The 24,850-nt window shown below is 64.2% G+C and carries 25 protein-coding genes; 16 read left to right on the top strand and 9 right to left on the bottom strand.

Annotated elements, in window-relative coordinates:
* Position 1: 1 nt before the first annotated feature.
* Positions 2-649: a 16S rRNA (guanine(527)-N(7))-methyltransferase RsmG gene (gene rsmG, locus KBA32_RS07295; protein WP_294356998.1), complete on the bottom strand. Its 648-nt coding sequence runs from the start codon at positions 647-649 to the stop codon at positions 2-4.
* A complete protein-coding gene (mnmG, locus tag KBA32_RS07290) occupies positions 646-2,553 on the bottom strand; it encodes a tRNA uridine-5-carboxymethylaminomethyl(34) synthesis enzyme MnmG (protein WP_294356996.1) in 1,908 nt (635 codons plus the stop codon). Before mnmG ends, rsmG begins: the two co-directional genes overlap by 4 nt.
* A gap of 186 nt (positions 2,554-2,739) precedes the next feature.
* Between mnmG and KBA32_RS07285 the strand changes: the two genes are divergently transcribed.
* Complete coding sequence (locus KBA32_RS07285) at positions 2,740-4,461, top strand: response regulator (protein ID WP_294356994.1); 1,722 nt, start codon at positions 2,740-2,742, stop codon at positions 4,459-4,461.
* Between the two features lie 3 nt (positions 4,462-4,464).
* Here the strand turns inward: KBA32_RS07285 and mutY are convergent, their stop codons facing one another.
* Positions 4,465-5,529 (bottom strand): A/G-specific adenine glycosylase, encoded by a 1,065-nt coding sequence (mutY, locus tag KBA32_RS07280; protein WP_294356992.1) that lies wholly within the window; start codon positions 5,527-5,529, stop codon positions 4,465-4,467.
* 206 nt (positions 5,530-5,735) lie between these two features.
* On the opposite strand from mutY, the gene KBA32_RS07275 reads away from it, so the two are divergent.
* The 3 genes from KBA32_RS07275 to KBA32_RS07265 all read left to right on the top strand — a co-directional run bounded on the left by KBA32_RS07275 (position 5,736) and on the right by KBA32_RS07265 (position 7,753).
* Positions 5,736-6,359: a flavin reductase family protein gene (locus KBA32_RS07275; RefSeq protein WP_294356990.1), complete on the top strand. Its 624-nt coding sequence runs from the start codon at positions 5,736-5,738 to the stop codon at positions 6,357-6,359.
* Between the two features lie 73 nt (positions 6,360-6,432).
* Positions 6,433-6,876, top strand: a complete 444-nt coding sequence (locus KBA32_RS07270) for a c-type cytochrome (protein ID WP_294356987.1) — start codon at positions 6,433-6,435, stop codon at positions 6,874-6,876.
* Between the two features lie 76 nt (positions 6,877-6,952).
* Positions 6,953-7,753 carry a Cof-type HAD-IIB family hydrolase gene (locus KBA32_RS07265; RefSeq protein WP_294356985.1) on the top strand — a complete coding sequence of 267 codons (801 nt, stop codon included), beginning with the start codon at positions 6,953-6,955 and terminating at the stop codon, positions 7,751-7,753.
* A gap of 81 nt (positions 7,754-7,834) precedes the next feature.
* Here the strand turns inward: KBA32_RS07265 and KBA32_RS07260 are convergent, their stop codons facing one another.
* On the bottom strand, positions 7,835-8,203 hold the full coding sequence (locus tag KBA32_RS07260) for a DUF2917 domain-containing protein (protein WP_294356984.1): 369 nt from the start codon (positions 8,201-8,203) through the stop codon (positions 7,835-7,837).
* 121 nt (positions 8,204-8,324) lie between these two features.
* On the opposite strand from KBA32_RS07260, the gene gcvA reads away from it, so the two are divergent.
* Positions 8,325-9,215 (top strand): transcriptional regulator GcvA, encoded by an 891-nt coding sequence (gcvA, locus tag KBA32_RS07255; RefSeq protein WP_294356981.1) that lies wholly within the window; start codon positions 8,325-8,327, stop codon positions 9,213-9,215.
* Positions 9,216-9,241: 26 nt separating this feature from the next.
* On the top strand, positions 9,242-9,970 hold the full coding sequence (locus tag KBA32_RS07250) for an SDR family oxidoreductase (RefSeq protein WP_294356979.1): 729 nt from the start codon (positions 9,242-9,244) through the stop codon (positions 9,968-9,970).
* Between the two features lie 10 nt (positions 9,971-9,980).
* Here the strand turns inward: KBA32_RS07250 and KBA32_RS07245 are convergent, their stop codons facing one another.
* The 4 genes from KBA32_RS07245 to KBA32_RS07230 all read right to left on the bottom strand — a co-directional run bounded on the left by KBA32_RS07245 (position 9,981) and on the right by KBA32_RS07230 (position 14,368).
* A complete protein-coding gene (locus KBA32_RS07245) occupies positions 9,981-11,975 on the bottom strand; it encodes a UvrD-helicase domain-containing protein (protein ID WP_294356977.1) in 1,995 nt (664 codons plus the stop codon).
* A gap of 62 nt (positions 11,976-12,037) precedes the next feature.
* The gene (gene ubiB / locus KBA32_RS07240) at positions 12,038-13,576 is read right to left on the bottom strand and encodes a ubiquinone biosynthesis regulatory protein kinase UbiB (RefSeq protein WP_294356974.1); all 1,539 of its coding nucleotides are present in this window, start codon (positions 13,574-13,576) and stop codon (positions 12,038-12,040) included.
* A 145-nt stretch (positions 13,577-13,721) separates the two neighbouring features.
* A complete protein-coding gene (locus tag KBA32_RS07235; RefSeq protein WP_294356972.1) occupies positions 13,722-14,144 on the bottom strand; it encodes a universal stress protein in 423 nt (140 codons plus the stop codon).
* Between the two features lie 74 nt (positions 14,145-14,218).
* Complete coding sequence (locus tag KBA32_RS07230; RefSeq protein ID WP_294356971.1) at positions 14,219-14,368, bottom strand: hypothetical protein; 150 nt, start codon at positions 14,366-14,368, stop codon at positions 14,219-14,221.
* A gap of 182 nt (positions 14,369-14,550) precedes the next feature.
* On the opposite strand from KBA32_RS07230, the gene KBA32_RS07225 reads away from it, so the two are divergent.
* From KBA32_RS07225 to KBA32_RS07200, 6 genes are all read left to right on the top strand, one after another.
* Complete coding sequence (locus KBA32_RS07225; RefSeq protein ID WP_294356969.1) at positions 14,551-15,672, top strand: branched-chain amino acid ABC transporter substrate-binding protein; 1,122 nt, start codon at positions 14,551-14,553, stop codon at positions 15,670-15,672.
* A gap of 171 nt (positions 15,673-15,843) precedes the next feature.
* Entirely contained in the window at positions 15,844-16,752 is a 909-nt protein-coding gene (locus KBA32_RS07220; RefSeq protein WP_294356967.1) for a branched-chain amino acid ABC transporter permease LivH, read from the top strand.
* 4 nt (positions 16,753-16,756) lie between these two features.
* Positions 16,757-18,001, top strand: coding sequence for a high-affinity branched-chain amino acid ABC transporter permease LivM (locus KBA32_RS07215; RefSeq protein WP_294356965.1), 1,245 nt, complete (start codon positions 16,757-16,759; stop codon positions 17,999-18,001).
* Entirely contained in the window at positions 17,988-18,791 is an 804-nt protein-coding gene (locus KBA32_RS07210; RefSeq protein WP_294356963.1) for an ABC transporter ATP-binding protein, read from the top strand. Before KBA32_RS07215 ends, KBA32_RS07210 begins: the two co-directional genes overlap by 14 nt.
* A complete protein-coding gene (locus tag KBA32_RS07205; RefSeq protein WP_294356962.1) occupies positions 18,784-19,491 on the top strand; it encodes an ABC transporter ATP-binding protein in 708 nt (235 codons plus the stop codon). Before KBA32_RS07210 ends, KBA32_RS07205 begins: the two co-directional genes overlap by 8 nt.
* A gap of 78 nt (positions 19,492-19,569) precedes the next feature.
* Positions 19,570-20,172: a YitT family protein gene (locus KBA32_RS07200; RefSeq protein WP_294356960.1), complete on the top strand. Its 603-nt coding sequence runs from the start codon at positions 19,570-19,572 to the stop codon at positions 20,170-20,172.
* Position 20,173: 1 nt separating this feature from the next.
* Here the strand turns inward: KBA32_RS07200 and KBA32_RS07195 are convergent, their stop codons facing one another.
* Positions 20,174-20,929, bottom strand: a complete 756-nt coding sequence (locus KBA32_RS07195; protein ID WP_294356957.1) for an SDR family NAD(P)-dependent oxidoreductase — start codon at positions 20,927-20,929, stop codon at positions 20,174-20,176.
* Positions 20,930-21,058: 129 nt separating this feature from the next.
* On the opposite strand from KBA32_RS07195, the gene KBA32_RS07190 reads away from it, so the two are divergent.
* From KBA32_RS07190 to KBA32_RS07175, 4 genes are all read left to right on the top strand, one after another.
* On the top strand, positions 21,059-22,027 hold the full coding sequence (locus tag KBA32_RS07190) for a DMT family transporter (protein ID WP_294356955.1): 969 nt from the start codon (positions 21,059-21,061) through the stop codon (positions 22,025-22,027).
* An 85-nt stretch (positions 22,028-22,112) separates the two neighbouring features.
* A complete protein-coding gene (argS, locus tag KBA32_RS07185; protein ID WP_294356953.1) occupies positions 22,113-23,876 on the top strand; it encodes an arginine--tRNA ligase in 1,764 nt (587 codons plus the stop codon).
* Positions 23,877-23,904: 28 nt separating this feature from the next.
* Positions 23,905-24,546 carry an SPOR domain-containing protein gene (locus KBA32_RS07180; protein WP_294356951.1) on the top strand — a complete coding sequence of 214 codons (642 nt, stop codon included), beginning with the start codon at positions 23,905-23,907 and terminating at the stop codon, positions 24,544-24,546.
* 9 nt (positions 24,547-24,555) lie between these two features.
* Positions 24,556-24,850, top strand: a 295-nt coding sequence (locus tag KBA32_RS07175; RefSeq protein ID WP_294356949.1) for a thioredoxin domain-containing protein, incomplete at its 3' end; no start/stop codon positions are given.

The following is a 24,850-nucleotide window of genomic DNA, read 5'->3' as shown; positions in this document are numbered from 1 at the left end:
CTCAACTCTCCCCTGCCTTGTTCGCCTCGATGCATTGCACGATGGCCAGATGACGCTCGCCTTCGACCCCTGGAACGATCAGCCGATGAACGCTTTCGACGCCGACGTCGTTTGGCAAACGCGCGATCTCGTCCTGCGGCCGAACACCCTTCATGGCCAGCCAGCGTCCGCCTTCAGCCAGCAGGTGTCGGGAAAGACCGACGAAATCAGCCAGCTCGGCAAAAGCCCGCGAGGTGATCGCGGCAAACCGCATCGGCGGATCATACTGTTCGACCCGTCCGCAGTGAACGGCCAGATTGGGCAAGGCGAGCTCGATCGCTGCCTGGCGCAGAAATGCGGTCTTCTTGGAATTGCTGTCGAGCAGCGTCACCTGCAACTCGGAACGCGCGATGGCCAGCGGGATTCCCGGCATGCCGCCGCCACTTCCGACGTCGAGCAGATTGCCGGCCGGAACGAACGGGAGAATCGCCAGCGAATCGAGCAGGTGATGGCTGACTGCCTTTTCTTCCTCGCGTAGCGCGGTCAGACTGAACGTCTTGTTCCACTTGTAGAGCAGCGCCGCGTAGGCAAGGAGCTTCGCCTGCGCGGCGGCGGGCAAATCGATGCCCATCTGCGCCAGCCCCTGCGCGAGCTGTTCCGGCTGAGTCATGCTTCCGGGCGCGCTGCTGCCAGCGCACCGCGTTTGAGATGAACGAGGAGAATCGAGATCGCCGCCGGCGTCATGCCCTGGATGCGCGACGCCTGGCCGATCGTTTCCGGCCGATGGCGGATCAGCTTTTGCTGAATCTCGTTCGACAGGCCGCCGATGGCGCGGTAATCGATATCGTCCGGCAAACGTGCCTCCTCGCTGGAGAGCGTCTTGGCGACTTCCTCGGCTTGCCGGTCGATATAGCCCTGATACTTGGCCTGGATTTCGACCTGCTCGACGACGAGTGCGTCAAGCGTACCGACTGCGACCGGCTCATCGCCGACGATCAAGGTCATCAGGCTTTGATAGCTCACATCCGGACGGCGCAGCAGGTCGTAGAGCGAATACTCGCGTTCGATCGCTTTGCCGAGCACACGCGTCGCCTCTTCCACCGAGACTCTCGCCGGCTGCACCCAGGTCGAACGCAGGCGCTCCTGCTCGCGGGCAATCGCTTCCTGTTTTGCGCAGAAAGCCGCCCAGCGGGCATCGCCGACGAGGCCGAGACGGCGGCCCTGTTCGGTCAGGCGCATGTCGGCGTTATCCTCGCGCAGCGACAGCCGATACTCGGCGCGGCTGGTGAACATGCGGTACGGCTCGGAGACGCCGCGCGTGATCAGGTCGTCGACGAGTACACCGAGGTAGGCCTCGTCGCGCCGCGGCGACCACGCGTCCTTGCCCTGCACCTGCAACGCCGCGTTGGCGCCGGCGAGCAGGCCTTGTGCGGCGGCTTCCTCGTAGCCGGTGGTGCCGTTGATCTGCCCGGCGAAGAACAGACCCCTGATCGCCTTGGTCTCCAGCGACGCGTGCAGTCCGGTCGGGTCGAAGTAGTCGTACTCGATGGCGTAGCCGGGACGCAGGATGTGGCAGTTCTCCAGCCCCTTCATCGAACGCACGAGCGCCAGCTGCACGTCGAAGGGGAGGCTCGTCGAAATGCCGTTCGGGTAGATCTCGTGCGTCGTCAGCCCCTCGGGTTCGAGAAAGATGTTGTGGCTGTTCTTCGACGCGAAGCGGTGGATCTTGTCCTCGATCGACGGGCAGTAGCGCGGCCCGACGCCTTCGATGACGCCGGTGTACATCGGCGAGCGGTCGAGTCCGCCGCGGATGATCTCGTGCGTGCGTTCGTTGGTGCTGGTCACCCAGCACGGCAACTGGCGCGGATGCTGGCTCGCCTTGCCGAGCAAGGAGAACACCGGCAGCGGATCGTCGGAGTGCTGCTCGGCCATCACCGAGAAGTCGATCGTCTTGCCGTCGAGCCGCGGCGGCGTGCCCGTCTTCAGGCGGCCAACCGGCAGTTGCAACTCGCGCAGCCGCGCCGCGAGTGAAACGGAGGGCGGCTCGCTCATGCGCCCGCCCGTCGTGTTCGACAGGCCGACGTGAATCTTTCCGTTAAGGAAGGTGCCGGCGGTGAGCACGACGGCGCGCGCAGCAAAGCGCACACCGAGCTGGGTCACGGCGCCGACGACGCGATCGCCTTCCATGATCAGGTCGTCACAGGCCTGCGCGAAGAGGGTCAGGTTTGGCTGATTCTCTAGGCGACCACGGATCGCCTGCTTGTACAAGACGCGATCGGCTTGTGCCCGCGTCGCGCGCACGGCCGGCCCTTTGCTCGAATTGAGGATGCGAAACTGGATGCCGGCCTCGTCGGTCGCCGCCGCCATCGCGCCGTCGAGCGCATCGACTTCCTTGACCAGATGGCCCTTGCCGATGCCGCCGATCGAGGGGTTGCAACTCATCGCGCCGAGCGTGTCGAGGCTGTGCGTGAGCAGCAGCGTCTTGACGCCCATGCGCGCACTGGCGAGCGCTGCTTCGGTGCCGGCATGGCCGCCACCGACCACGATCACGTCGAAGCGGTCAGGAAACTGCATGGGGAGTCCGTGAAATCCGGAGGTTCTGAAGGGATGCGGATTCTACGCCAATCCGCTGAAAAATAACAGGTTTCGGGCGCATCGGCAGGTCACTGCAGACACCCGGCCGAGCGCCGTGTCGAACAACCGGAAATATCACATTGTTCTTGCTTGATCGCTGCCGAACTGTCGCGTAAGGTTCCCGTCATGGCCACGTCCGACACCAACGATACGTCCGAGATCATGCGCCGCATCGGCAAGGAGCTGCCGCGCATGCGAGTGCTGCTCGTCGACCGCCACGCCAGTGCGCGCAACACCCTGCGCATGATCCTGTCGACGCTCGGCATCAGCGCCGTGCATAACGCGTCGAACTCGACCGAGGTAATGCGCCAGGTCAAGGCCTATTCCTTCGACATCATCTTCGCCGACTACCATCTTGACGACGGGCGCGACGGCCAGCAGTTGCTCGAGGAACTCCGGCAGCAACGCCTGATCTCGCTGTCGACCGTCTATATGGTCGTCACCGCCGAACGCGGCTACCACAACGTCGTCTCGGTCGCCGAGCTCGCGCCCGACGATTACCTGATCAAGCCATTCACCGCCGATCAGCTGCAGAGCCGCCTGGCCAAGGCACTCTACAAGAAGAAGTACTTCGAACGCGTTTTCCGCCACCTCGACAACGGCGCATTCAACGACGCGCTCGCCGCGTGCGAGGCGCTGATCGGCAAGGACGACCAGTTCCTCTACGACACCCTGCGCTTCAAGGGCGAAATCCTCAACGCGCTCGGCCGCTACGAGGAGGCCAAGGCGGTCTATCAGCAGGTGCTCGACAACGCCATGGTGCCCTGGGCGCGCATGGGGCTGGCGATTGCGCTGCGCGGAATGGATGCGCTGGCCGAGGCGGAAATGATCGGCGCCTCGATCATCGACGATTTCCCGGAATACCTGGTGGCCTACGACTTCGTCGCCAACGTGCGCGAGGAGATGGGCAAGCTCGCCGAGGCGCAGGAAACACTGCAGAAGGCCTCGGCCATCTCGCCCAACAATTCCGTGCGCCAGCGCATGGTCGCCGAGATCGCCGTGCGCAACGACGACCTCGACGTCGCCGAACGCGCCTACAGCAAGGTGCTCGAACGCCACCGGGGATCGTCGCTGCGCGTCATCGACGACTACACCAACCTGACGCGCGTCATGCTCGACCGCGGCCATACCGACGGCGCGCGCATGATCACCCAGGAGCTTCGGCGCGAATGGCGCGGCAACAAGCACGGCGAACTCGCCGCCTCGGTCATGGACAGCCTGTGCTGCAACCAGGAAGGCGAACCGGCCAAGGCAAAGGCAGCTCTCGAGAAGGCACTCGCGCTGCACGCCGACATCGGTGACGACCCCAAGGCCCGGGCCTTATCGCAGAAAATCGCCGTCGATCTGGCGCACGCCTGCCTGACTTCCGGCGAGGAAGACCGCGCCAAGGAGATTCTGAGCAAGGTCGCCGCCGAGAACCACGAGGATCGCGGCGTGATCGCCCAGATCCAGGGCGTCTTCGCCAAGACCGGCAACGAGGAAGCCGGCCAGTCGATGCTGGCCAAGGTCGGCCGCGAAATCGTCGAACTCAACAACCGCGGCGTGCTCGCCGCGCGCGGCGGCGACCTGGTGGCATCGGTACAGATGCTGATCGAAGCCGCCGAGCGCGTGCCCAACCTGCAGTTCCTGATCAACGCCAGCAAGGCCATCTTCACCCTGCTCGACCGCAAGGGCTGGAACGAGGACATGGCGCAGCGCGGCATCCGCTACCTGCAGCTGGCGCAGGCCAAGGACTTGCGCAACGCCAAGGTGATTTCGGCGAGCGAGCTCTACCAACAGGTGGCCCGCAAGTACGGCATCGAGGTCGTTCCGCTCGGCGGCGCGCGCGGCGCGGCCGATGCGCCCTGACGATTAGTCGAGCGATGCAAGCAGACGGCGGATCGGCGTCGGCAGCGCAGCCGATTCGATACTCGCCAGATCCAGCCATTCCCAGCCCGGCTCGCCGGCCACGCCGGACACACGCTCGACGCGGCAGCAAACGGTCTGGATGTTCAGGCGAAAGTGCGTAAAGGTGTGCCTGAGTGTCGCCATCGGCTGAGCGGCGAGCAAACGGAGTCCGTGACGCCGGACAAGTTCGTCGGCCGTGGCCGCATCGCCTTCCGGCAAGCTCAGCAGACCGCCCCAGATACCGCTGGGCGGCCGTCGTTCGAGCAGGACGTGCTCCCCGTCGGTCAAGAGCAACAGGCTCGTTTCGCGCTCCGGCAAAACCTTGCGCGGGCGAGCCGCCGGCAGTTCGCCTTGCCGGCCCTCCCGGCGTGCAACACATATGTCGCTCATGGGGCAGATCGCACACGCGTAGTTAGCGCGTGTGCACAACGTCGCACCAAGATCCATGAGCCCCTGCGTATAGGCCTCGATGCCGGTCAACGGGAGCAGCGCCTCAGCGAGTTGCCAGAACACCTTCTCGCTCGCGGCCGAACCGGGAAAACCGTCTATAGAAAAACAGCGCGCCAGCACGCGCTTGACGTTGCCGTCGAGAATCGCCGCGCGCCTGCCGAAGGCGAAGACGGCGATCGCCGCCGCCGTCGAGCGGCCAATGCCCGGCAACTCGGCGATATGTTCCGGCTCTTTTGGAAATGCGCCGCCATGTTCGGCGACGAGCACCTGCGCGCAGCGGTGCAGATTGCGCGCCCGCGCGTAGTAGCCAAGGCCGGACCAGAGTCCGAGCACCGTCTCGAGCGGAGCGGTCGCCAGTTCGGCGATGCTCGGGAAGCGCTCGAGAAAGCGCTCGTAATAGGGAATGACGGTGCTCACCTGCGTCTGCTGCAACATGATCTCTGACAGCCAGATGCGATACGCATCGCGCGTGTTCTGCCACGGCAGATCGTGGCGCCCGTGCCGGCGCTGCCAGTCAGTCAGACGACGGGAAAAGGAATCGTCCGCCGGGATGCAAAGGGAATCTGGATGCTTGGACATTTTCTGACTCAGGGCTTCTCGACAGTCCATCGACTGCGGGCGATAATCGGCGCCGTGTGCGCGAGCATGCCTTCAGCTGACTGACCAACTGAAGCCGAATGCGCGGCAGAGCGCGACGATACGAACAGAACAGACCCGCCGGGCGCCTGAACTTCTCGCAAGCGCACCGATCTTAGCATGCCTCTCAAAACTGCCCCGAGCTGCCGATGACTCACGCCAACGCTGCCGCAAACTGCCCTGAAACGCCAACTGCGACGGGCGATCTGCCGTGCGCGACCTGCGACGCGGGCAACGCGCCCAAGCAGCCGAACCCGCGCAATCCGGACATGAACTGCCGCGACTTTCGCCGTGCGCTCGGCAGCTTTGCCACCGGCATCACCGTCATCACGGCCAGGGGGCGCGACGGCGAGCCGCTCGGCATGACCATCAGCTCGTTCAACTCGGTGTCGCTTGACCCGCCGCTGATTCTCTGGAGCCTGTCGTTGTCGTCGCCGAGTCTCGAAGCCTTCCGCAGCGCGAGTCACTACGCCGTCAACGTGCTTTCGGCCGAGCAGGAGCTGCTTTCCAACCGCTTCGCCTCGCGCAGCGGCAATCGCTTTGCCGACGTCGCCACCCGCCCGGGGCTCGCCGACGTGCCGCTGATCGAAGGCTGTTGCGCCTGGTTCGAGTGCACGCAACACGCGCACTACGCGGGCGGCGACCACCTGATCTTCGTCGGCTACGTCGAGCAGTTCGAACAGGACGCAAACGTCGCACCGCTGATCTTCCACGGCGGAAATTACCGACGGCTGAAGAAGACCGAAACGCATCAGGTCCACCGCACGGACTGAACCGGCGCAGAAACGCTGTACGATACCGACCAACCCAACGGAACCCAATTACCGCTGACTTACGAGGCTTGCCATGGATAACAACAAACCCCACTCTTCGCGCGCGATCATGTGGATCACCGTCGCCGTTGCCGCCGTTCTGATCCTCGTTGTCTGGCCGCTGTCGATGATCGGCAAGGCGCCGACCGACGCCAGCGGCGACGAGGCCGAGCTGCGCATTCAGCCGGTCGCACGCGTGGAAATGCAGAAGGCGGCACCGCCATCGGACGGCAAGCCGCGCAGCGGCGAAACGGTCTACAACACCATCTGCAAGGCCTGCCACGAAGCCGGGGTCGCCGGTGCACCGAAGACCGGCGACAAGGCCGCGTGGGCCGCGCGCATCGCGACCGGCGCCGAGGCGCTGCTCAAGTCGGCGGCCACCGGCAAGAATGCGATGCCGGCCCGCGGCGGCGCTGCGGATCTCACCGACGACGAACTCAAGGCGGCCGTCGAATACCTGATCGAAAAATCCAAGTAAGTCTGCGAACACGGCCCGGCCTGCAATCCGCCTGCAGGCCGGGCCGTGTTGTCTTGTGCGCCCATCCCGCCCAACCATGTCCAACATCTATTTCTTCGACATCGACAACACGCTGCTCGACCACGACACGCGTGAAATTCCCCAGTCCGCGCTCGACGCGATCCAGGCGCTGCACCCGGCCGGGCACACCGTCGTCATCGCCACCGGGCGCAGCTACGAGCACGCCAAGCCGTTCATCGACCTCGTCCGGCCGAGCTACGCGATCACGCTGAACGGCGCGCGCATCTTCGAAGGTGAGAGAGAAGTATTCAAGGCGGCGCTCGACGCCAGCGCGCTGACCGACCTGTTCGACTGGATCACGGCGCTGGGCCACCATTTCGGCGCCAACCACGGCGGCATTGGCTACGTCAGCGCCGACGTGCCAAGCACGACGACGCCGCTCCGGAGCGTCGGCATCGTCGCCGACCCCGAGCACGTGCGCAACGTCGCCGAAGACATCGGCCAGGCCTGGCTGTTCTTCGACGAGAGCCTCGACGCAACGCTGCGTCCGGCCATCCGCGAGCGTTATCCGCAGTTCGACACCGTGCGCTGGCACCGGACGGCGCTCGACGTCATGCCCAAGGCGATCAACAAGTGGACCGGCTGCCAGTGGGTTCTCGCGCGCACCGGTTTCCTCGCCGATCACGCGATCGCCTTCGGCGACGGGCTGAACGACATGGAGATGCTGCAGGGCGTCGGCCTCGGCGTCGCCATGGGCAACGGCCACCCGGAGCTGAAGGCGATCGCCAATCGCATCGCGCCGGCGCTGCATCTGGACGGTATCGCGACCGTGCTCAACGAACTTGCGCTGCATTCGCCGATCGGTCGCGCCGACTAACCCGAAAGCGGTCACGCAAAGCCAAGCGGCACCGGGAGGACTTCCCCGGTGCCGCTTTGCCGTTCTATCTGTGGCGAACGATCAGGCGAAATGGTCGATGCCGACGCCGAAGCTGCCGCGGCCGCCGACGACCAGACCGCCGCCCATCCGGCCAAACAGCCAGTGGCGAATCTTTTGCGCCGTGCGCGCCAGGAGCGAATGGCTCAGTTCGGCCGGGTACAGGCGGCAATGCGCTGCGCCGACACCACCAACCGATTCGATGATCGTCTTGCCCGGATGCGTCAGGCGGAAGCTGTCGCCAGGTTTCAGCGAAATATCCTCGCCGCCGTTTTCCTCGGTGATCCAGATTTCGCCGTCCATGCAGCGCACTTCGCAGCCGACCGTTCCGGTCAGAGACACAGGCTCGCCCGTCGTCAGATCAAGTTGCAGATACGTCGATTGGTTTAGCATGAGAGGTCTCCTTTGATCAGTACGAGTTGCATGGAACTGCTTACTCGATGAGCCTATTCTGGTCGCGCACCCACACGAAAACAATCGCTTTTTATTCCACCGATGTGTTAGTTTATTTCACATGTCAAAGCGTCTCCCTTCACTCAATGCCCTGCGTGTTTTCGTCGCCGTCGCGCGCAGCGGCGGGGTATCACGCGCGGCCGAAGAACTGAATCTGACGCATAGCGCGGTCAGCCATCAGATTCGCTCGCTGCAGAGCGAACTTGGAGTCACGCTGTTCGAGAAAAGCGGACGCGGCCTGATGCTGACCGAGCAGGCGCGCGCCTACGTGCAACGCATCGAGTCGGCGTTCAAGGAAATCGAGGAGGCGACGCTCGACGTCACGACGCACAATCGCCATCGCCTGCGCATCAGCACGATTCCCTCGTTCGCCGCGCGCTGGCTCTTGCCCCGGCTCGGTGACTTCATCGCGACCTGCCCGGACGTCGACGTCGAGGTGCAGTCGTCGCATCGCGCCGCCGACGTGAAAGGCGGCGAAGTTGATATCGGCATCCGCTTCGACACCGGCCCACACCCCGGTCTGTACAGCGAGCGCCTGATGCGCGACTGGCTGTTCCCGGTCTGCTCGCCGGAATTCGCGAAGAAGTACGCGCTGTGCGACGCCTCCGGCATCGACGGCGTGCCGCTCATGCACTCAGAGCGCGAGCCGTGGTCGTCGTGGTTCCCGGCGGCCGGCATCGTCGCTGACGAACCCGAACACGGCATCCTGTTCAACGACTCGGCGCTGATGCTGCAGGCGGCGGCCGCCGGCCAGGGACTCTGTCTCGCGCGCCAGTCGATCGTCTACGACGAGTTGCAATCGGGCCGGCTGGTGCGCCCGTTCTCGACCTACGTCGAGTCGCCGTTTTCTTACTTCTTCGTCTGCCGCCGCGAGAAGCTCGCCGCGCCGCCGATCGCTGCCTTCCGCACGTGGATCGTGCGCCAGATCAAGAACATCCCGTTGCTCGACTGATTTCACCTTCGTAAGGATTTCCAGCCATGAAAGCCATCGTCACCGGACATACACGCGGCCTCGGCGCCGCCATTGCCGAACAACTGCTGGCGCGCGGCATCGCCGTACTGGGCCTCGCACGTTCGGGCAACACCGATCTCGCGACGCGCTATCCCGACCTGTTCAACGAAATCGCGCTCGATCTGGCCGACTCGGTTGCCTTGCTGTCGGCACTGGCCGGCGAGGCAGTGACTTCGTTCATCGCCGACGCACCGTCGCTTCTGCTCATTAACAACGCCGGCATGCTGCAACCCGTCGGTCCGCTGGCACAGCAGGACGCGACGGCGATCGCGCGCACGGTCAGCCTGAACGTCGCCGCGCCGCTGACCCTCTCCAGCGCCATCGCCGCGCAGATGGCCGGACGGCCGTTGCGTATCCTCCACGTTTCGAGCGGTGCGGCGCGTCATGCGTATCAGGGCTGGAGCATCTATTGCGCGACGAAGGCCGCGCTCGACCAGCACGCCAAGGCCGTCGCGCTCGACGACGATCCCGACGTCAGGATCTGTGCGATTGCGCCCGGCGTCGTCGATACCGACATGCAAACCGAAGTCCGCGCCCTGCCGGCCGAGCAATTTCCGCTGCGCGAGCGCTTCATCAAGATGAAGAACGAAGGCACGCTGACGCCGGCTGCGGTCGCCGCTGAAAAGGTCGTCGATTACCTGCTGAGCGACGCGTTCGGCACGGCGCCGGTCGCCGACATTCGCGAGTTGCGCTGAAGGCCCACGCTCAACCCGGCTTGCCGGCGAGCATCGCCTTCATTGCCTGGAGACGGGCTGAGCTGCTGGCCTTGTCCGGCGGTGCATCGCTCTTGCCGCCGGAAAAGCGGATATCGTCCTTGCCCATCTCGGCGATGAAGCGCGACGGCTCGCAAGGAATCAGTTCGCGCCCCTGCTTGCGCTTCTCGGAGTAGCTGATGTGCAGCGAGCGCTGCGCACGCGTGATGCCGACGTACATCAGGCGACGCTCTTCCTCGATCTTCGCCGGCTCCATCGACTCGCGGTGCGGCAGCACGCCCTCCTCGACGCCGATCAGGAAGACGTGCTTGAACTCCAGCCCCTTCGCGGCATGCAGCGTCGAGAGCTGTACCGCATCGGGCCGCTCATCGCCTTCCTGTTTGTCGAGCAGGTTGATCAGCGCGATCATCTGCGTCAGCTCGATCAGGTTCTTGCCGTCTTCCTCGCCCTTACGCGCCAGCCATTTGACGAGTTCCAGCACGTTGCTCCAGCGCGTGAGCGCGGCGCGCTTGTCGTCCTCGTCGTTGAGCCACGCTTCGTAGCCGATGGCGGCGAGCAGGTCGTTCATCACCTGCTCGACCGGCTCCTTCGCCGCCCGATACTCGATGCGATTGATGAACTCGCAGAATTCGAGCAGCGGCCCGAGCTGGCGCGGCTGCACGCGGTGCGCGAAGCCTTCCTCGAAGGCGGCGGCAAAGAGCGAGATGTGGCGCTCGCCGGCGTAGGTGCCGAGCGCCTCCAGCGTCGCGCCGCCGACGCCGCGCTTGGGCGTCGTCACCGCGCGGATGAAGGCCGGGTCGTCGTCGTTGTTCGCCAGGAGGCGCAGGTACGAGGTGATGTCCTTGATCTCGGCCTTGTCGAAGAACGACTGCCCGCCCGAGAGCAGGTAGGGCACACGCTGGTCGCGCAGGAACTGTTCGAGCGTGCGCGCCTGGAAGTTGCCGCGGTAGAGGATCGCGTAGTCGGAGAATCGGGTGCGGTGCTCGAACTTGTGCGCCTGCAGCTTCATGACGACGAGCTCGGCCTCCTTCTCGCTGTCCTTGCACACGGTCACCGTGATCGGGTCGCCGTGGCCGAGGTCGGACCACAGCTTCTTGTCGAACAGCTTCTCGTTGTGCGCGATGACGGCGTTCGCCGCCTTGAGGATGCGCACCGTCGAGCGGTAGTTCTGTTCGAGCTTGATCAGCTTGAGATTCGGATAGTCGCGCGGCAACCCGCGCAGGTTCTCGATGTCGGCGCCGCGCCAGCCGTAGATCGCCTGGTCGTCGTCGCCGACCGCCGTGAACGCCGCGCGCGGCCCGGCGAGCTGCTTGAGCAGGCGGTACTGGCAGGCGTTGGTGTCCTGGTACTCGTCGACGAGCAGGTAGCGCAGGCGGTTCTGCCATTTGTCGAGCACTTCAGGGTGCTTGTCGAACAGTTCGACCGGCAAGGAAATGAGATCGTCGAAATCGACCGCCTGGTAGGCCTTGAGCGTCGCCGAATAGCTGGCGTAGGCGAGCGCGGCGAGCTTCTCGGTTTCGTTCTCGACGTTCTTCAAGGCGACGTCGGGCGAAATGAGCGCGTTCTTCCAGTTCGAGATCAGCGTCTGCAGGCGGCGGATCGTCGCCTTGTCGGTGCTGCCCGAGAGGTCGGCGATGATGCCGTAGCAGTCGGTCGAGTCGAAGATCGAGAAGCGCGGCTTGTAGCCGAGCACTTTGGCTTCCTCGCGCAGGATGCGCACGCCGAGCGAGTGGAAAGTCGAAATGGTGAGTCCGCTTGGTTTGTCCTTGAGTAGTTGGCCGACGCGCTCTTGCATTTCTTTCGCGGCCTTGTTGGTAAAGGTGATGGCGGCGATGTTCGACGGGCTGAAGCCGCATTCCTGGATCAGGTAGGCGATCTTCTGGGTGATCACGCGCGTCTTGCCGGAACCGGCGCCGGCGAGTACGAGCAGGGGGCCATCAAGATAGCGGATGGCTTCGCGTTGCGGCGGATTGAGCAGGGCTGACATTGAATCCTGAAAAGCGAAATACGGTGGCCGGCCGCACGAGTCGACCCGCCGGGAGACAAAGACTAAAGGGAGAGGTACTGGACGACGAGCAGCGCCGCCAGCAACACGGCGATCACGCCGAGCCAGCGGTTCTGCAGGCGCTGCGTGCGGGCAAGCTCGGCGAGGATGGGCGCGAGTTCCGCCGCCGGTTCGCGCGTCAGCGCCTGATGCACGAGACGCGGGAACTGCGGCACGATGCGCGCCCAGTTCGGCGCCTCGTTCCGCAGGTTCCTGAGGAAAGCGCGCGGGCCGAGCTGCTCGCTCATCCAGCGTTCGAGGAAGGGTTTGGCCGTCTTCCACAGGTCGAGGTTTGGATCGAGCTGCCGCCCGAGCCCTTCGATGTTGAGGAGCGTCTTCTGCAGCATGAAGAGCTGTGGCTGGATCTCGACATTGAAGCGGCGCGAGGTCTGGAACAGGCGCAAGAGCACGCGACCAAAGGAAATCTCGCTGATCGGCCGGTCGAAGATCGGCTCGCAGACGGCGCGGATCGCCGCCTCGAACTCGTCGACGCGCGTATCAGCCGGCGCCCACCCGGCTTCGATGTGCGCCATCGCCACGCGCTTGTAGTCGCGGCGGAAGAAGGCGAGGAAGTTCTGCGCCAGATAGTTCTTGTCGACGTCGGTCAGCGTGCCGACGATGCCGAAGTCGAGCGCGATGTACTTGCCGCGATTTGCTTCGTCGATGGCGACGAAGATGTTGCCCGGGTGCATGTCGGCGTGGAAGAAGCCGTCGCGGAAAACCTGCGTGAAGAAAATCTCGACGCCGGCCTTCGACAGCGCCGAGAGGTCGACGCCAGAAGCGACGAGCGCGTCCTTCTGGCTGATCGGCACACCGCGCATGCGGTCCATGACCATCACCGTCGTCGTGCAGTGGTCCCAGAAGACCTCCGGCACCAACAGCAGCTTCGAGTCGGCAAAGTTGCGCCGCAGCTGCGAGCAGTTGGCCGCCTCACGCATCAGGTCGAGCTCGTCGTGCAGATACTTGGCGAACTCGGCGACCACCTCGCGCGGCTTCAGGCGTTTGCCGTCCGACCAGATCTTCTCGAGCAGCCCGGCCATCGTGTCGAGCAAGGCCAGATCGTGATCGATCACGCCGTGCATGTTCGGACGCAGGATCTTGACCGCGACCTCGTGTCCGCCGTCCTCGGGACGCAGGCGCGCGAAATGCACCTGCGCAACCGAGGCACTGGCCACCGGCACCGGGTCGAACTCGGCGAAGACCTCGTTCGCCGGCCGGCCGTAGGCTGCCTCGATCTGCTGCAACGCTTGTTCCGGCGGAAACGGCGGCACGCGGTCCTGCAGTTTGGCCAGTTCGTCGGCAATGTCGAGCGGAAGCAGATCACGCCGCGTCGACAACACCTGCCCGAACTTGACGAAGATCGGCCCCAGCGCTTCCAGCGCCAGACGCAAGCGTTCCGAACGCGGCTTGTCGAAGCGGCGCCAGAAATGGAAGATGCGCGACAACGCCGCCAGCCGGCCACTCGGCTCGTGTTCGAGAATCATCTCGTCGAGGCCGAAACGGCTGGAGACGCTGAGAATCTTGGCAAGACGGAAAAGACGCATGGGCGGGATCGAGTCGAGGCAGGCGACGCCGGACAAATGGCAAAGGCGAGAGTTTATCCCGAATCACTCCGCCCTCGAATGCGCCACTGGCAAATGCGCTGGCCGCGCGGATCGGCGCGGCCAGCAAACCCGGCGGATCGCTTCGCTACTTGACGCAGATCACCGGCAGATGCGATAGATGCAGCACCTTGCGCGAGATCGAGCCGAGCGAAAACCCGGCGATGGCGCCGAGACCGCGCGTACCGAGAATGATGGTATCGCAGCCCAGCTTTTCGGCCTGCGTGACCACCTCTTCCGCCACGTCGCCGATGCGCGCGTGCATGCGGCACGAGATGTCGGCGGCCTTGAGGATGTCGTGTGCCGAGCGCATCGTCTCGTGCGACAGCGTCGCCAGATGTGCGCGTATCGACTCCGGTTCCATGCCGCGTGTCTGCCAGGCGACCGGTTTGGGCTCGACATTGATCAGGTGAATCTCGACCGGCCCATGCTCCTTGACGAAATTGACGGCAAACAGAACGGCATGATCCGAGTGCTGCGAACCATCCACTGCAACCAACAGTTTGCGCATGTTGTTCTCCTCTCTCCGGATTGGACACCCTGCTTCAGAAAAGGCTGCGAACTGCGACAACCGCCCACTCGCTTTCAATATAGACATTCCCGCGTCGATTGGGCCACTTCCTCGACGACCGCACCGAACTGGCACTGCAATTGCTTGATATCGGCCGCATCGTTTGTGACAAAAGCACCGGAAAGGCAGGCCGCGCCGAATTGCAAAGGAAATGCCAGCTTCATCGATCGGCTTTTCCGGCGCACATTCTTGGTGCCTGTGACGCCGGAAGCTCAGTACTGGTGCGGGCTTCGGGGCCTGAAAACAAACGGTTTTTCCTTGACCGAAAGGCTGAATTCCACTAACGTCAACCGGTTTTTTGGTCCAATCACTTCCCATCTGAACCAATCTGAAGGAGGCTTTATCAATGCATAAGTCGACATTCGTCAAACTCGCCGCCGCCGCACTCGTTGCATCGGCATTCTCGCTGCCGGCCTCCGCCGCTGACGTCATCAAGCTCGGCGTCGCCGGCCCGCACTCCGGCGACCTGGCACCTTACGGCCTGCCGAGCAAGGACGCTGCCGAGATGGTCGTTGCCGACATCAACGCCGCCGGCGGCGTCAACGGCAAGAAGGTCGAGCTGATGATCGTCGACGACCAGTGCAAACCCGAAATCGCGACCAACGTCGCGACCAAGCTGGTTTCCGAAGGCGTCAATATCGTGATCGGCCACGTCTGTTCCGGCGCCACCAAGGCCGCGATGGGCATCTACAAGGACGCCAAGATCATCGCCATCAGCCCCTCGGCGACCAATCCGCCGCTGACCAAGGCTGGCGAATACCCGAACTTCTACCGTACGATCGCTCCGGACGATGACCAGGCCGTGCTCGCCGCAGCCTTCGCCACCGACAAGCTGAACGCCAAGAAGATCGCGATCATTCACGACAAGGGCGACTACGGCAAGGGCTTCGCCGACTTCTGCAAGGAAGCGATCGAAAAGGGCGGCAAGGCCAAGGTCGTCATGTACGAAGGCATCCAGCCGGGCGCCATGGACTACTCGGCGGTGATCCAGAAGCTGCGCTCGGAAGGCGCCGACGCGCTGATCTTCGGCGGCTACCATCCGGAAGCCTCGAAGCTGCTGTCGCTGATGAACAAGAAGAAGATCAAGGTTCCGTTCATCGGTCCGGACGGCCTCAAGGGCGACGGCTTCCTGAAGATCGCCGGCAAGGACGCCGAAGGCGTCTACGCAACGGGCCCGATGGACGTCACCAAGTTCCCGCTGAACGCCAAGGCCCACGCTGACTACAAAACGAAGTTCGGCAAGGAGCCGGGCACCTTCTTCGACCAGGCTTACGCCGCCACGCTCGCCGCGCTGAACGCGATCAAGGTCGCCAACGGCACCGACTACGAAGCGCTGGGCAAGGCGCTGAAAACCAGCGCGGTCGACACCTCGGTCGGCAAGATCAAGTTCGACGCCAAGGGCGATGCCGAAGGCGTAGGCTTCTCGATCTACCAGGTCAAGGGCGGCGCGTTCGCCGAGGTCAAGTAAAGACCGGGAAAGCTACGAGCACCCGCCGGGAGAGGGTCTGAGACCTTCTCCCGGTTTTTTTAATTTTGAATCTGGCCGGGCGGCGTCTTCGTCGCCACTGATTGCAGACCATCGAACGGTCCTGCAATGATTGCCTCCGGTTTATCCATCTCAATTGATAACGGTCTATCCATGGATTTTGAGTATTTGTTCGAGTTGCTATGCGGCGGCGTGGTCAAGGGCAGCATCTATGCCCTGATCGCCCTCGGCTACACCATGGTGTACGGCATCATCCAGCTCATCAACTTCGCCCACGGCGAGGTGTACATGATCGGCGCCTTCGTCGCCTTCATCGTCGCCGGCATCATGACGCTCACCGGTTACAGCGGCATGTCCGTGCTCGTGCTGGCCGCCATCGTCGCCGTCATCTATGCCGCGGCCTACGGTTATACGCTCGAGAAGATCGCCTACCGTCCGCTGCGCAAGGCGCCGCGCCTGTCGCCGCTGATCAGCGCGATCGGCGCCTCGATCTTCCTGATGAACTACGTCCAATTGGCGCAGACGCCGGACTTTCTCCCCTTCCCGGAACTGGTTACCGACTTCGAGTTCCTTGAGCCGATTTCCCGCTACATGAGTTCCGTCGACGTCGTCATCCTCGCCGTCACCGCAGTAACGATGACCGCGCTGACCGTGCTCATCAAATACACCAGGATCGGCAAGGCGATGCGCGCGACGCAGCAGGATCAGGTGATGGCGCGGCTGGTCGGCATCAACGTCGACCGCGTCATCTCGGCCACCTTCATCATCGGTTCGGTGCTGGCCGCGATCGGCGGCGTGCTGATCGCCTCGCGCACCGGCCAGATCAACAGCGCCATCGGCTTCATGGCCGGCTTGAAGGCCTTCACCGCGGCCGTGCTCGGCGGCATCGGCAACGTTCCCGGCGCCGTGCTCGGCGGCCTGGTCCTCGGCATCGCGGAAACGCTCGGCGCCGGCTACATCTCGAGCGCCTACGAAGACGTGTTCGCCTTCGGCCTGCTGGTCCTGATCCTCATCCTGCGTCCCGCCGGCCTGCTAGGCAAAGCAGTCAAACAGAAAGTGTAAGGCTATGGCTCACCTGAAACGCTCCATCGGAATCAGTCTCTGGTTCATGTTTCTCACCCTGCCGCTGATGGTGGTCCGGGTCAATACGATCAACAACGAAGTCGAATGGCGCTGGTCGAATATGTTGTGGGTCGGCGTGTGCTCCTTCGCCCTGGCCTGGCTCTGGCAGTTCTCGACCGAGCGGCGCGCCGCTCGGCGTGAAGCCGACAAGGCCGCCGCCCAGCCGGCGGTCGAGAAGGTCACCTTTGCGCAGCGACTGGCTGATGATCCGGTGCTCAGCAAACGGCTCTTGCTCGTCGCCGCGGCGATCGGTCTCGCCTTCCCGTGGCTGGTCTCGACCGGGACGAACTTCTACCACGTGAACGTGATGGTCAGCGCGCTGATCTTCGTCGTCCTCGGTCTCGGCCTCAATATCACGGTCGGCCTCGCCGGCCTGCTCGACCTCGGCTACATCGCCTTCTTCGCCGTCGGTTCCTACACCTACGCGTTGCTCTCCAAGAACTTCGACCTCGGCTTCTGGACCTGCCTGCCGCTCGGCGGATTGATGGGCATGCTGTTCGGCATCGTCCTCGGCTTCCCGATCCTGCGCCTGCGCGGCGACTATCTGGCCATCGTCACCCTCGGCTTCGCCTCGATCACCAAGATCGTGCTGGAGAACTGGGACACGGTCTTCGGCGGTGCCGCCGGCATCGCCAACATCCCGCGCCCCGAACTCTTCGGCATGGCGCTCGACGGCCGGCAGAAGGCGGTCTACAGCTACTACATCGTGCTCGCGCTGGTCGGCATCACGATCCTCGTCACCACCCGCCTGAAGAACTCGCGCATCGGCCGCGCCTGGATGGCGCTGCGTGAGGATGAAATCGCCTGCGTCGCGATGGGCGTCGACATGGCGCGCACCAAACTCTCAGCCTACGCGCTCGGCGCCTTCTGGGCCGGTCTCGTCGGCGTCATCTTCGCCGCGCACAACAGCTTCATCAACCCGGACAGCTTCACCTTCATGGACTCGGCCATGATCCTGGCAATGGTCGTGCTCGGCGGCATGGGTTCGATCCTCGGCGTGATCATCGCCTCGCTCGCCCTGAAGCTCCTGCCCGAGTACCTGCGCACCTTCGCCGAATACCGCATGCTGGTCTTCGGCGCCGTCATGGTGCTGATGATGATCTTCCGTCCGCAGGGCCTGATCAGCAACATGCGCCGCAAATACGATCTCAGTGCTGTGAAGAAGGGGAAAACCGATGGCAGCAAGTAACGCCAAGAAGCTGCTCGAGGTCAGCAACCTGAGCATGGAGTTCGGTGGCCTGCGCGCCATCGACAACGTCAGTCTCGATATTTTTGAGGGCGAGATTGTCGCCCTGATCGGCCCGAACGGCGCCGGCAAGACGACCTTCTTCAACTGCGTCACCGGCATCTACACGCCGACGCACGGCCAGGTGACGATCCACCCGCCGACCGGCAAGAGCCGCAAGCTGAACGGCATGAAGCCGAACAGCATCACCGCGCTCGGCATGGCGCGCACCTTCCAGAACATCCGCCTGTTCCCGGCGATGACGGTGCTGGAGAACGTGATGATCGGCTGCCACTGCCGTACACGCACGAGCATCCTCGACGCCATCCTGAGCACGCCGAAAGCGAAGCGCGAGGAGAAGGAAACGGTCGAGAAGGCTTACCGCCTGCTTGAGAAGGTCGGTCTCGCCGACGTCGCCGACGAGTTTTCCAGCAACCTCTCCTACGGCGCCCAGCGCCGCCTGGAGATCGCCCGCGCGCTGGCGACCGATCCCTTCCTGCTGCTACTCGACGAACCGGCGGCCGGAATGAATCCGCACGAGACGCACGAACTCGACGAACTGATCGTACGCATCCGGGCCGAGGAGAAAGTCTCCATCCTGCTGATCGAGCACGACATGAAGCTCGTCATGAGCATCTCGGACCGCATCTACGTCGTCGAGTACGGCAAGGAGATCGCCCAGGGCACGCCGCGCGAGATCAAGGAAAATCCAAAGGTGATCGAGGCCTATCTCGGTGAGGAAGCCCATGCTTGAAGTACGCAACATCCAGACCTACTACGGCAACATCCAGGCGCTCAAGAACGTCTCGCTGACGATCAACGAGGGCGAGATCGTCACGCTGATCGGCGCCAACGGTGCCGGCAAAAGTACGACGCTGATGTCGATCTGCGGCGTCACGCCGCCGCGCCACGGCGAGATTGTCTTCCGCGGCCAGCCGATCCAGAACCTGTCGGCCGAGAAGATCGTCAGCCTCGGCATCTGCCAGGTACCCGAAGGCCGCCACATCTTCCCGCAGATGAGCGTGCTCGAGAACCTGGAAATGGGCGCCTACATGCGCAACGACAAGGCGGCGATCAAGTCGGACATCGACTACGTCTTCGAACGCTTCCCGATCCTCGAACAGCGTCGCCAGCAGGCCGGCGGCACGCTCTCCGGCGGCGAACAGCAGATGCTCGCCATCTCGCGCGCGCTGCTCGCGCGGCCGTCGCTGCTCCTGCTCGACGAGCCATCGCTCGGCCTCGCGCCGCTGATCATCAAGCAGATCTTCGAGATCGTCAAAAAGATCAACGTCGAGAGCAACACGACGGTCTTCCTCGTCGAACAGAACGCCAACCAGGCACTGAAGATCGCGCACCGCGGCTACGTCATGGAGAACGGCGCGATCACGCTCGAAGACAAGGCCGAGAACCTGCTGAGCAACGAGGACGTGAAGAAGGCCTACCTCGGCATGTAGGCACTGCACCTTTCTTCGCCCAGGCACGGCCGCCCGCACAGGCGGCCGTTCGTTTATCCACCGACTCCGCACTCAGCCATGACCACCGCTTCCGACCACAGCCTGTTCGAAGACATCCAGGCGCTCGTTTCCGGCACCCTGCTCTTCGCCTTCGCCATCGTGCTCTTCCGCCATGCCGGCCTGCTCACCGGCGGCACGGCGGGGCTGGCTTTCCTCGGGCACTACGCGAGCGACGTTTCGTTCGGGCTTTTGTATTTCCTGATCAACATCCCGTTCTACATCTTCGGGCTGCTCGCGCTTGGCCGCGCCTTCACGTTGAAGACCTTTGCCGCCGTCGCGCTGCTCTCGCTCTACAGCGAGGTGCTGCCGCGCTGGATCCACATCGAGAGCATCCATCCCGTCTTTGCTGCGGTCATCGGCGGCCTGCTCGCCGGCGCCGGGCTGCTGATGCTCGTCCGTCACCGCGCGAGTCTCGGCGGACTCGGCGTGATGGCGATCTACCTGCAGAAGAAGCGCGGCTGGAGCGCCGGCACGCTGCAGATGATCGCCGACGGCTTCATCGTCTGCGCCGCGCTGGCCATCGTCGAACCAACGCGCGTCGCGCTGTCGATACTCGGCGCGCTCGTACTCAACATGGTGCTGGCGATCAACCACCGCCCCGGACGTTACTTCGGGCAGTAGCTCAAAGCGAAATATCGCGCTTGATGTTGAGCGAGCCGTAGCCCTGGCAGGTCGGCATCATCTCGATCTTGTTGATGTTCACATGCGGCGGCAGCGTCGCCACCCAGTACGCGGCTTCGGCCACGTCGTCGGCGGTCAGCGGCACCGTCCCGGCATAGACTTTCGCCGCCGCCTCGTCGTTGCCGCGAAAGCGCACGTTCGAGAACTCGGTGCCGCCGCACAGACCGGGTGCGAGGTTGGTGGCGCGCACGCCGGTACCGACCAGATCGGCACGCAGATTACGCGTGAATTGATCGACGAAGGCCTTGGTCGCGCCATAGACGTTGCCGCCCGGATACGGCGTATCGCCGGCGATCGAACCGATGTTGATGACGAGCCCGCTGCCGCGCGCGACCATTTCCGGCAGTAAGGCGCGCGTCATCGTGACCAGCCCCGTGGTGTTGGTGGCGATCATCGTTTCCCACTCGTCGAGCGCGGCAAGATGCGCCGGCTCGGTACCGAGCGCGAGGCCGGCGTTGTTGATCAGCACGTCGATCGGTTTCCACGCCGCCGGCAGGCCCGCCAGCGCCGCAGTGATCGACGCCTTGTCGGTCACGTCCAGCGTCACCGGCAACAGCGCATCGCCCAGCTCGCCGTGCAGATCGGCCAGGCGCTCGCTGCGCCGTGCGGCGGCGATCACGCGATGACCCTGCTGGACAAAACGGCGCGCCATCGCCGCGCCGAACCCGGAACTTGCACCTGTCACTAGAACGATCACCGCCGACTCCTTTGCCAATAACCAGGACGAATGCCATCAGTGTAGCGGATCGCATCGGCAAATCAGGCTGGACTCCGGCCAAACTCCGGCTAGACTCTCGCCTCGCATTGAAAACACCGGAAGCATCCAATGTTCGTCGGCATCATCTACGCCCTGATCGCCGGCATGATGTGGGGGCTGGTCTTCGTCAGCCCGCTGCTCTTGCCGGAGTACCCGCCCGTCCTGCAATCGGTCGGCCGCTATCTCGCCTTCGGCCTGATCGCCTTGCCGCTCGCCTGGCTCGACCGCCGTCGCTTGAGCCAGCTGTCGCGCGCCGACTGGAAGGAAGCGCTCAAGCTCGCCGCCGTCGGCAACCTGCTCTACTACCTGTGCCTCGCCAGCGCCATCCAGCGCGCCGGCGGGCCGTTGCCGACGATGATCATCGGCACCTTGCCCGTCGTCATCGCCATCACCGCCAACCGGCGCAACGTCCAGCGCGACGGCAAACTGCCCTGGCGCAAGCTCGCGCCATCGCTAGCATTGATCGGCGCGGGAATCGCTTGCGTCAATCACGTCGAGCTCAACGCCCTCGCGCAATCGACCGGTGCCGACCCTACCCGCTACGCCACCGGCGTGCTGTTCGCCATCGCCGCCCTCGTCTGCTGGACCTGGTACCCGCTGCGCAACGCCGACTGGCTGCGCAATCACCCCGGACGCAGCCCGACCACCTGGGCCACTGCGCAAGGCATCGCCACGCTGCCGCTGGCGTTCGTCGGTTATGCGCTCCTCTGGGCGACGATGGCGCTGCGCGGCGACCCGTTTCCGATGCCTTTCGGCCTGCGCCCCGACACCTTCGTCGGCCTGATGGTCGCCATCGGCCTCTTCGCCTCATGGCTCGGCACCCTGTGCTGGAACGAATCGAGCCAGCGCCTGCCGACGGCGCTCGCCGGGCAGTTGATCGTCTTCGAGACGCTCGCCGCGCTCGCCTACGCCTTCATCCTGCGCGGCACGTGGCCCGAAACGACGACGCTGCTCGGAATCGGCCTCCTGATTGCCGGCGTCATGTGGGCCGTGCGCATCAAGCCGGAAGCCGTTGCCGGCGAAGGCACCGTCGCCTGATCCCGACGCGCGCATCGGTTGCCGCGCCGCCTGCGCACGCGTCGTATAATCGCCAATTGCCCCATTTTCAAGACAAAGCACCAAGATGACCCACGACATCAAGACCCATCTTTCCGACCTGATGCGCGCCGCATTGATGAGCGTCGCACCGGACCAGGCCGACACGTCGATCGTCCTCGAACGTCCGAAACAGGCCGCGCACGGCGACTTCGCCTGCAACCTCGCCATGCAACTGGCACGTGCGATGAAGCGCAATCCGCGCGAGCTGGCGCAGCTGCTGCTCTCGGAGATTCCGAAGTCGCCTTTCGTCGGAAAGACCGAGATCGCCGGCGCCGGCTTCATCAATTTCCACCTGCTGCCGGCGGCCAAGCTTGACGTCGTGCGCAGCGTACTGGCGCAGGGTGCGACGTTTGGCCGCTCGACCGCCGGCGGCAAGAAGAAGGTGCAGGTCGAGTTCGTCTCGGCCAACCCGACCGGTCCGCTGCACGTCGGCCACGGCCGTGGCGCGGCGTACGGTGCCAGCCTCTCCAGCCTGCTCGCCTACGCCGGCTGGGACGTGACGCGCGAGTACTACGTGAACGACGCCGGCCGGCAGATGGACATCCTGGCCGTCTCCTGCTGGCTGCGCTACCTCGACCTCTACGGCATCACCGTGCCCTTCCCGCCGAACGCCTACCAGGGCGACTACGTGCGCGACATGGCCGAGCAGATGAAGATCGCGCACGGCGACAAGCTGGTCCGCCCGCACACCGCCGTGCTCGACGGCACGCCCGGCCTGCCCGACGCAGAACGCGCCGATGATGAAGCCAAGGCACAGCGCGAAGCCCACCTCGATGCGGTGATCGCGCGCGCGAAAGAACTGCTCGGCGAGGAATGGGACTACGTGCACAACCATGTGTTGACCGAACAGCTGGAGGACTGCCGCAGCGACCTCGAGGAGTTCGGCGTGCATTTCGAGGTCTGGTTCTCGGAGAAGTCGCTGTTCGACACCGGCCTCGTCGCGCGCTGCGTCGACCGTCTGGAGAAAGCCGGCCACCTCTACGAGCAGAACGGCGCCAAGTGGTTCAAGTCGACCGCTTTCGGCGACGAGAAGGACCGTGTCGTGCAGCGCGACAACGGTCTGTACACCTACTTCGCGTCGGACATCGCCTATCACCTGAACAAGTACGAGCGCGGCTTCGAGCGCGTCATCAACATCTGGGGCGCCGACCACCACGGCTACATTCCGCGCGTCAAGGGCGCGCTCGCCGCGCTTGAACTCGACCCGGACGTGCTCGACGTGGCGCTGGTGCAGTTCGCCGTGCTCTACCGCAACGGGCAGAAGGCATCGATGTCGACGCGCTCGGGCGAGTTCGTTACGCTGCGCACGCTGCGCGACGAGGTCGGCAACGACGCCTGTCGCTTCTTCTACGTGTTGCGCAAGTCCGACCAGCACCTCGACTTCGACCTCGACCTCGCCAAGAGCCAGACCAACGATAACCCGGTCTATTACATCCAGTACGCGCACGCCCGCCTGTGCTCGATCTTCGCGCAGTGGGACGGCGACGAGGCGACCCTGGACAAGGCCGATCTGGCGCTGCTCACCAGCCCGTACGAACTGGCGGTCGCCGCCAAGCTCAGCGAGTTCCCGGAAGTCATCGAATCGGCGGCGCGCGAGCTTGCGCCGCACGCAGTCGCCTTCTACCTCAAGGACCTCGCCGCCGAATTCCACAGCTACTACAACGCCGAGCGCATGCTCGTCGACGACGTCGCGCTCAAGGAAGCGCGTATCGCGCTCGCCGGCGCGGTGCGCCAGGTCATCCGCAACGGCCTGGCCATCCTCGGCGTCAGCTGCCCGCAATCGATGTAAGAATCTGAGAGACCCCATGAGTCGTGACATGAAACCCCGGAAGAGCCGCTCGTCGAGCAACCGGAAGAAATCGAATGGCGGTACGCTGATCGGCCTGTTCCTCGGTCTGGTCATCGGCGTTGTCGCCGCCGCCGGCGTCGTCTGGTACATCAACAAGGCGCCGACGCCGTTCGCCGACAAGGGCCAGCGTCCGTCCACCGCAATTCCTGCCGACGCTAACGGCGGCTCGCCCGCCCCGATGGCCCTGCCCGGCAAGCCCGGCGATCCGGTTCCCGCACCGACCGCGGCCGACGACGGCAAGCCGCGCTTCGACTTCTACAAGATCCTGCCCGGCAACGCCGACGCGATCCCCGATCCGGCCACCGCCGACCCGAACCAAACGGCGCAGAAGCAGTCGGATGCCGAGAAGGAGAAACAGGCCAAGGAAGGTGCGCTCAAGGAGCCCGTGTATCTGCAGACCGGTTCCTTCCAGAACGCCGCCGACGCTGACAACCAGAAAGCCAAGCTGGCGTTGATGGGAGCAGAGGCGTCGGTGCAGCAGGTAATGCTGCAGGACAAGGTCTGGTATCGCGTCCGCCTTGGTCCGTTCAAGAAACAGGACGAAGTCAACAGCATGCGCTCCGAACTCTCCAGCCAGGGTATCGAAGCCAACATCGTGAAGAAGGATTAAGGAACACCCATGAAGAAAACGCTTATCGGGCGTCTCGCCGCCTACACCTTCGCTTTCGTCAGCCTGCTGGCGCTCGCCCTGCCGGCGCAGGCGCAGCTCGCGGCCGGCGTCGACTTCGCCGAGATCAAGCCGGCGCTGCAGGTCGACAACCCGGCCAGGATCGAGGTCGTCGAGTTTTTCTCCTACGCCTGCCCGCACTGCAGCGACCTCAACCCGCTGGTCAGGAAATGGGCGGCGAAGCTGCCCGCCGACGTCGCCTTCAAGCGCGTTCCGGTCAGCTTCAACAGCCCGTTCTATCAGCTGA

This window comes from Propionivibrio sp., from assembly GCF_017995515.1.
GTDB lineage: Bacteria > Pseudomonadota > Gammaproteobacteria > Burkholderiales > Rhodocyclaceae > Propionivibrio.
The sequence above is the reverse complement of the archived record's forward strand: the minus strand, read 5'-3'. Positions and strand labels throughout refer to the sequence as shown.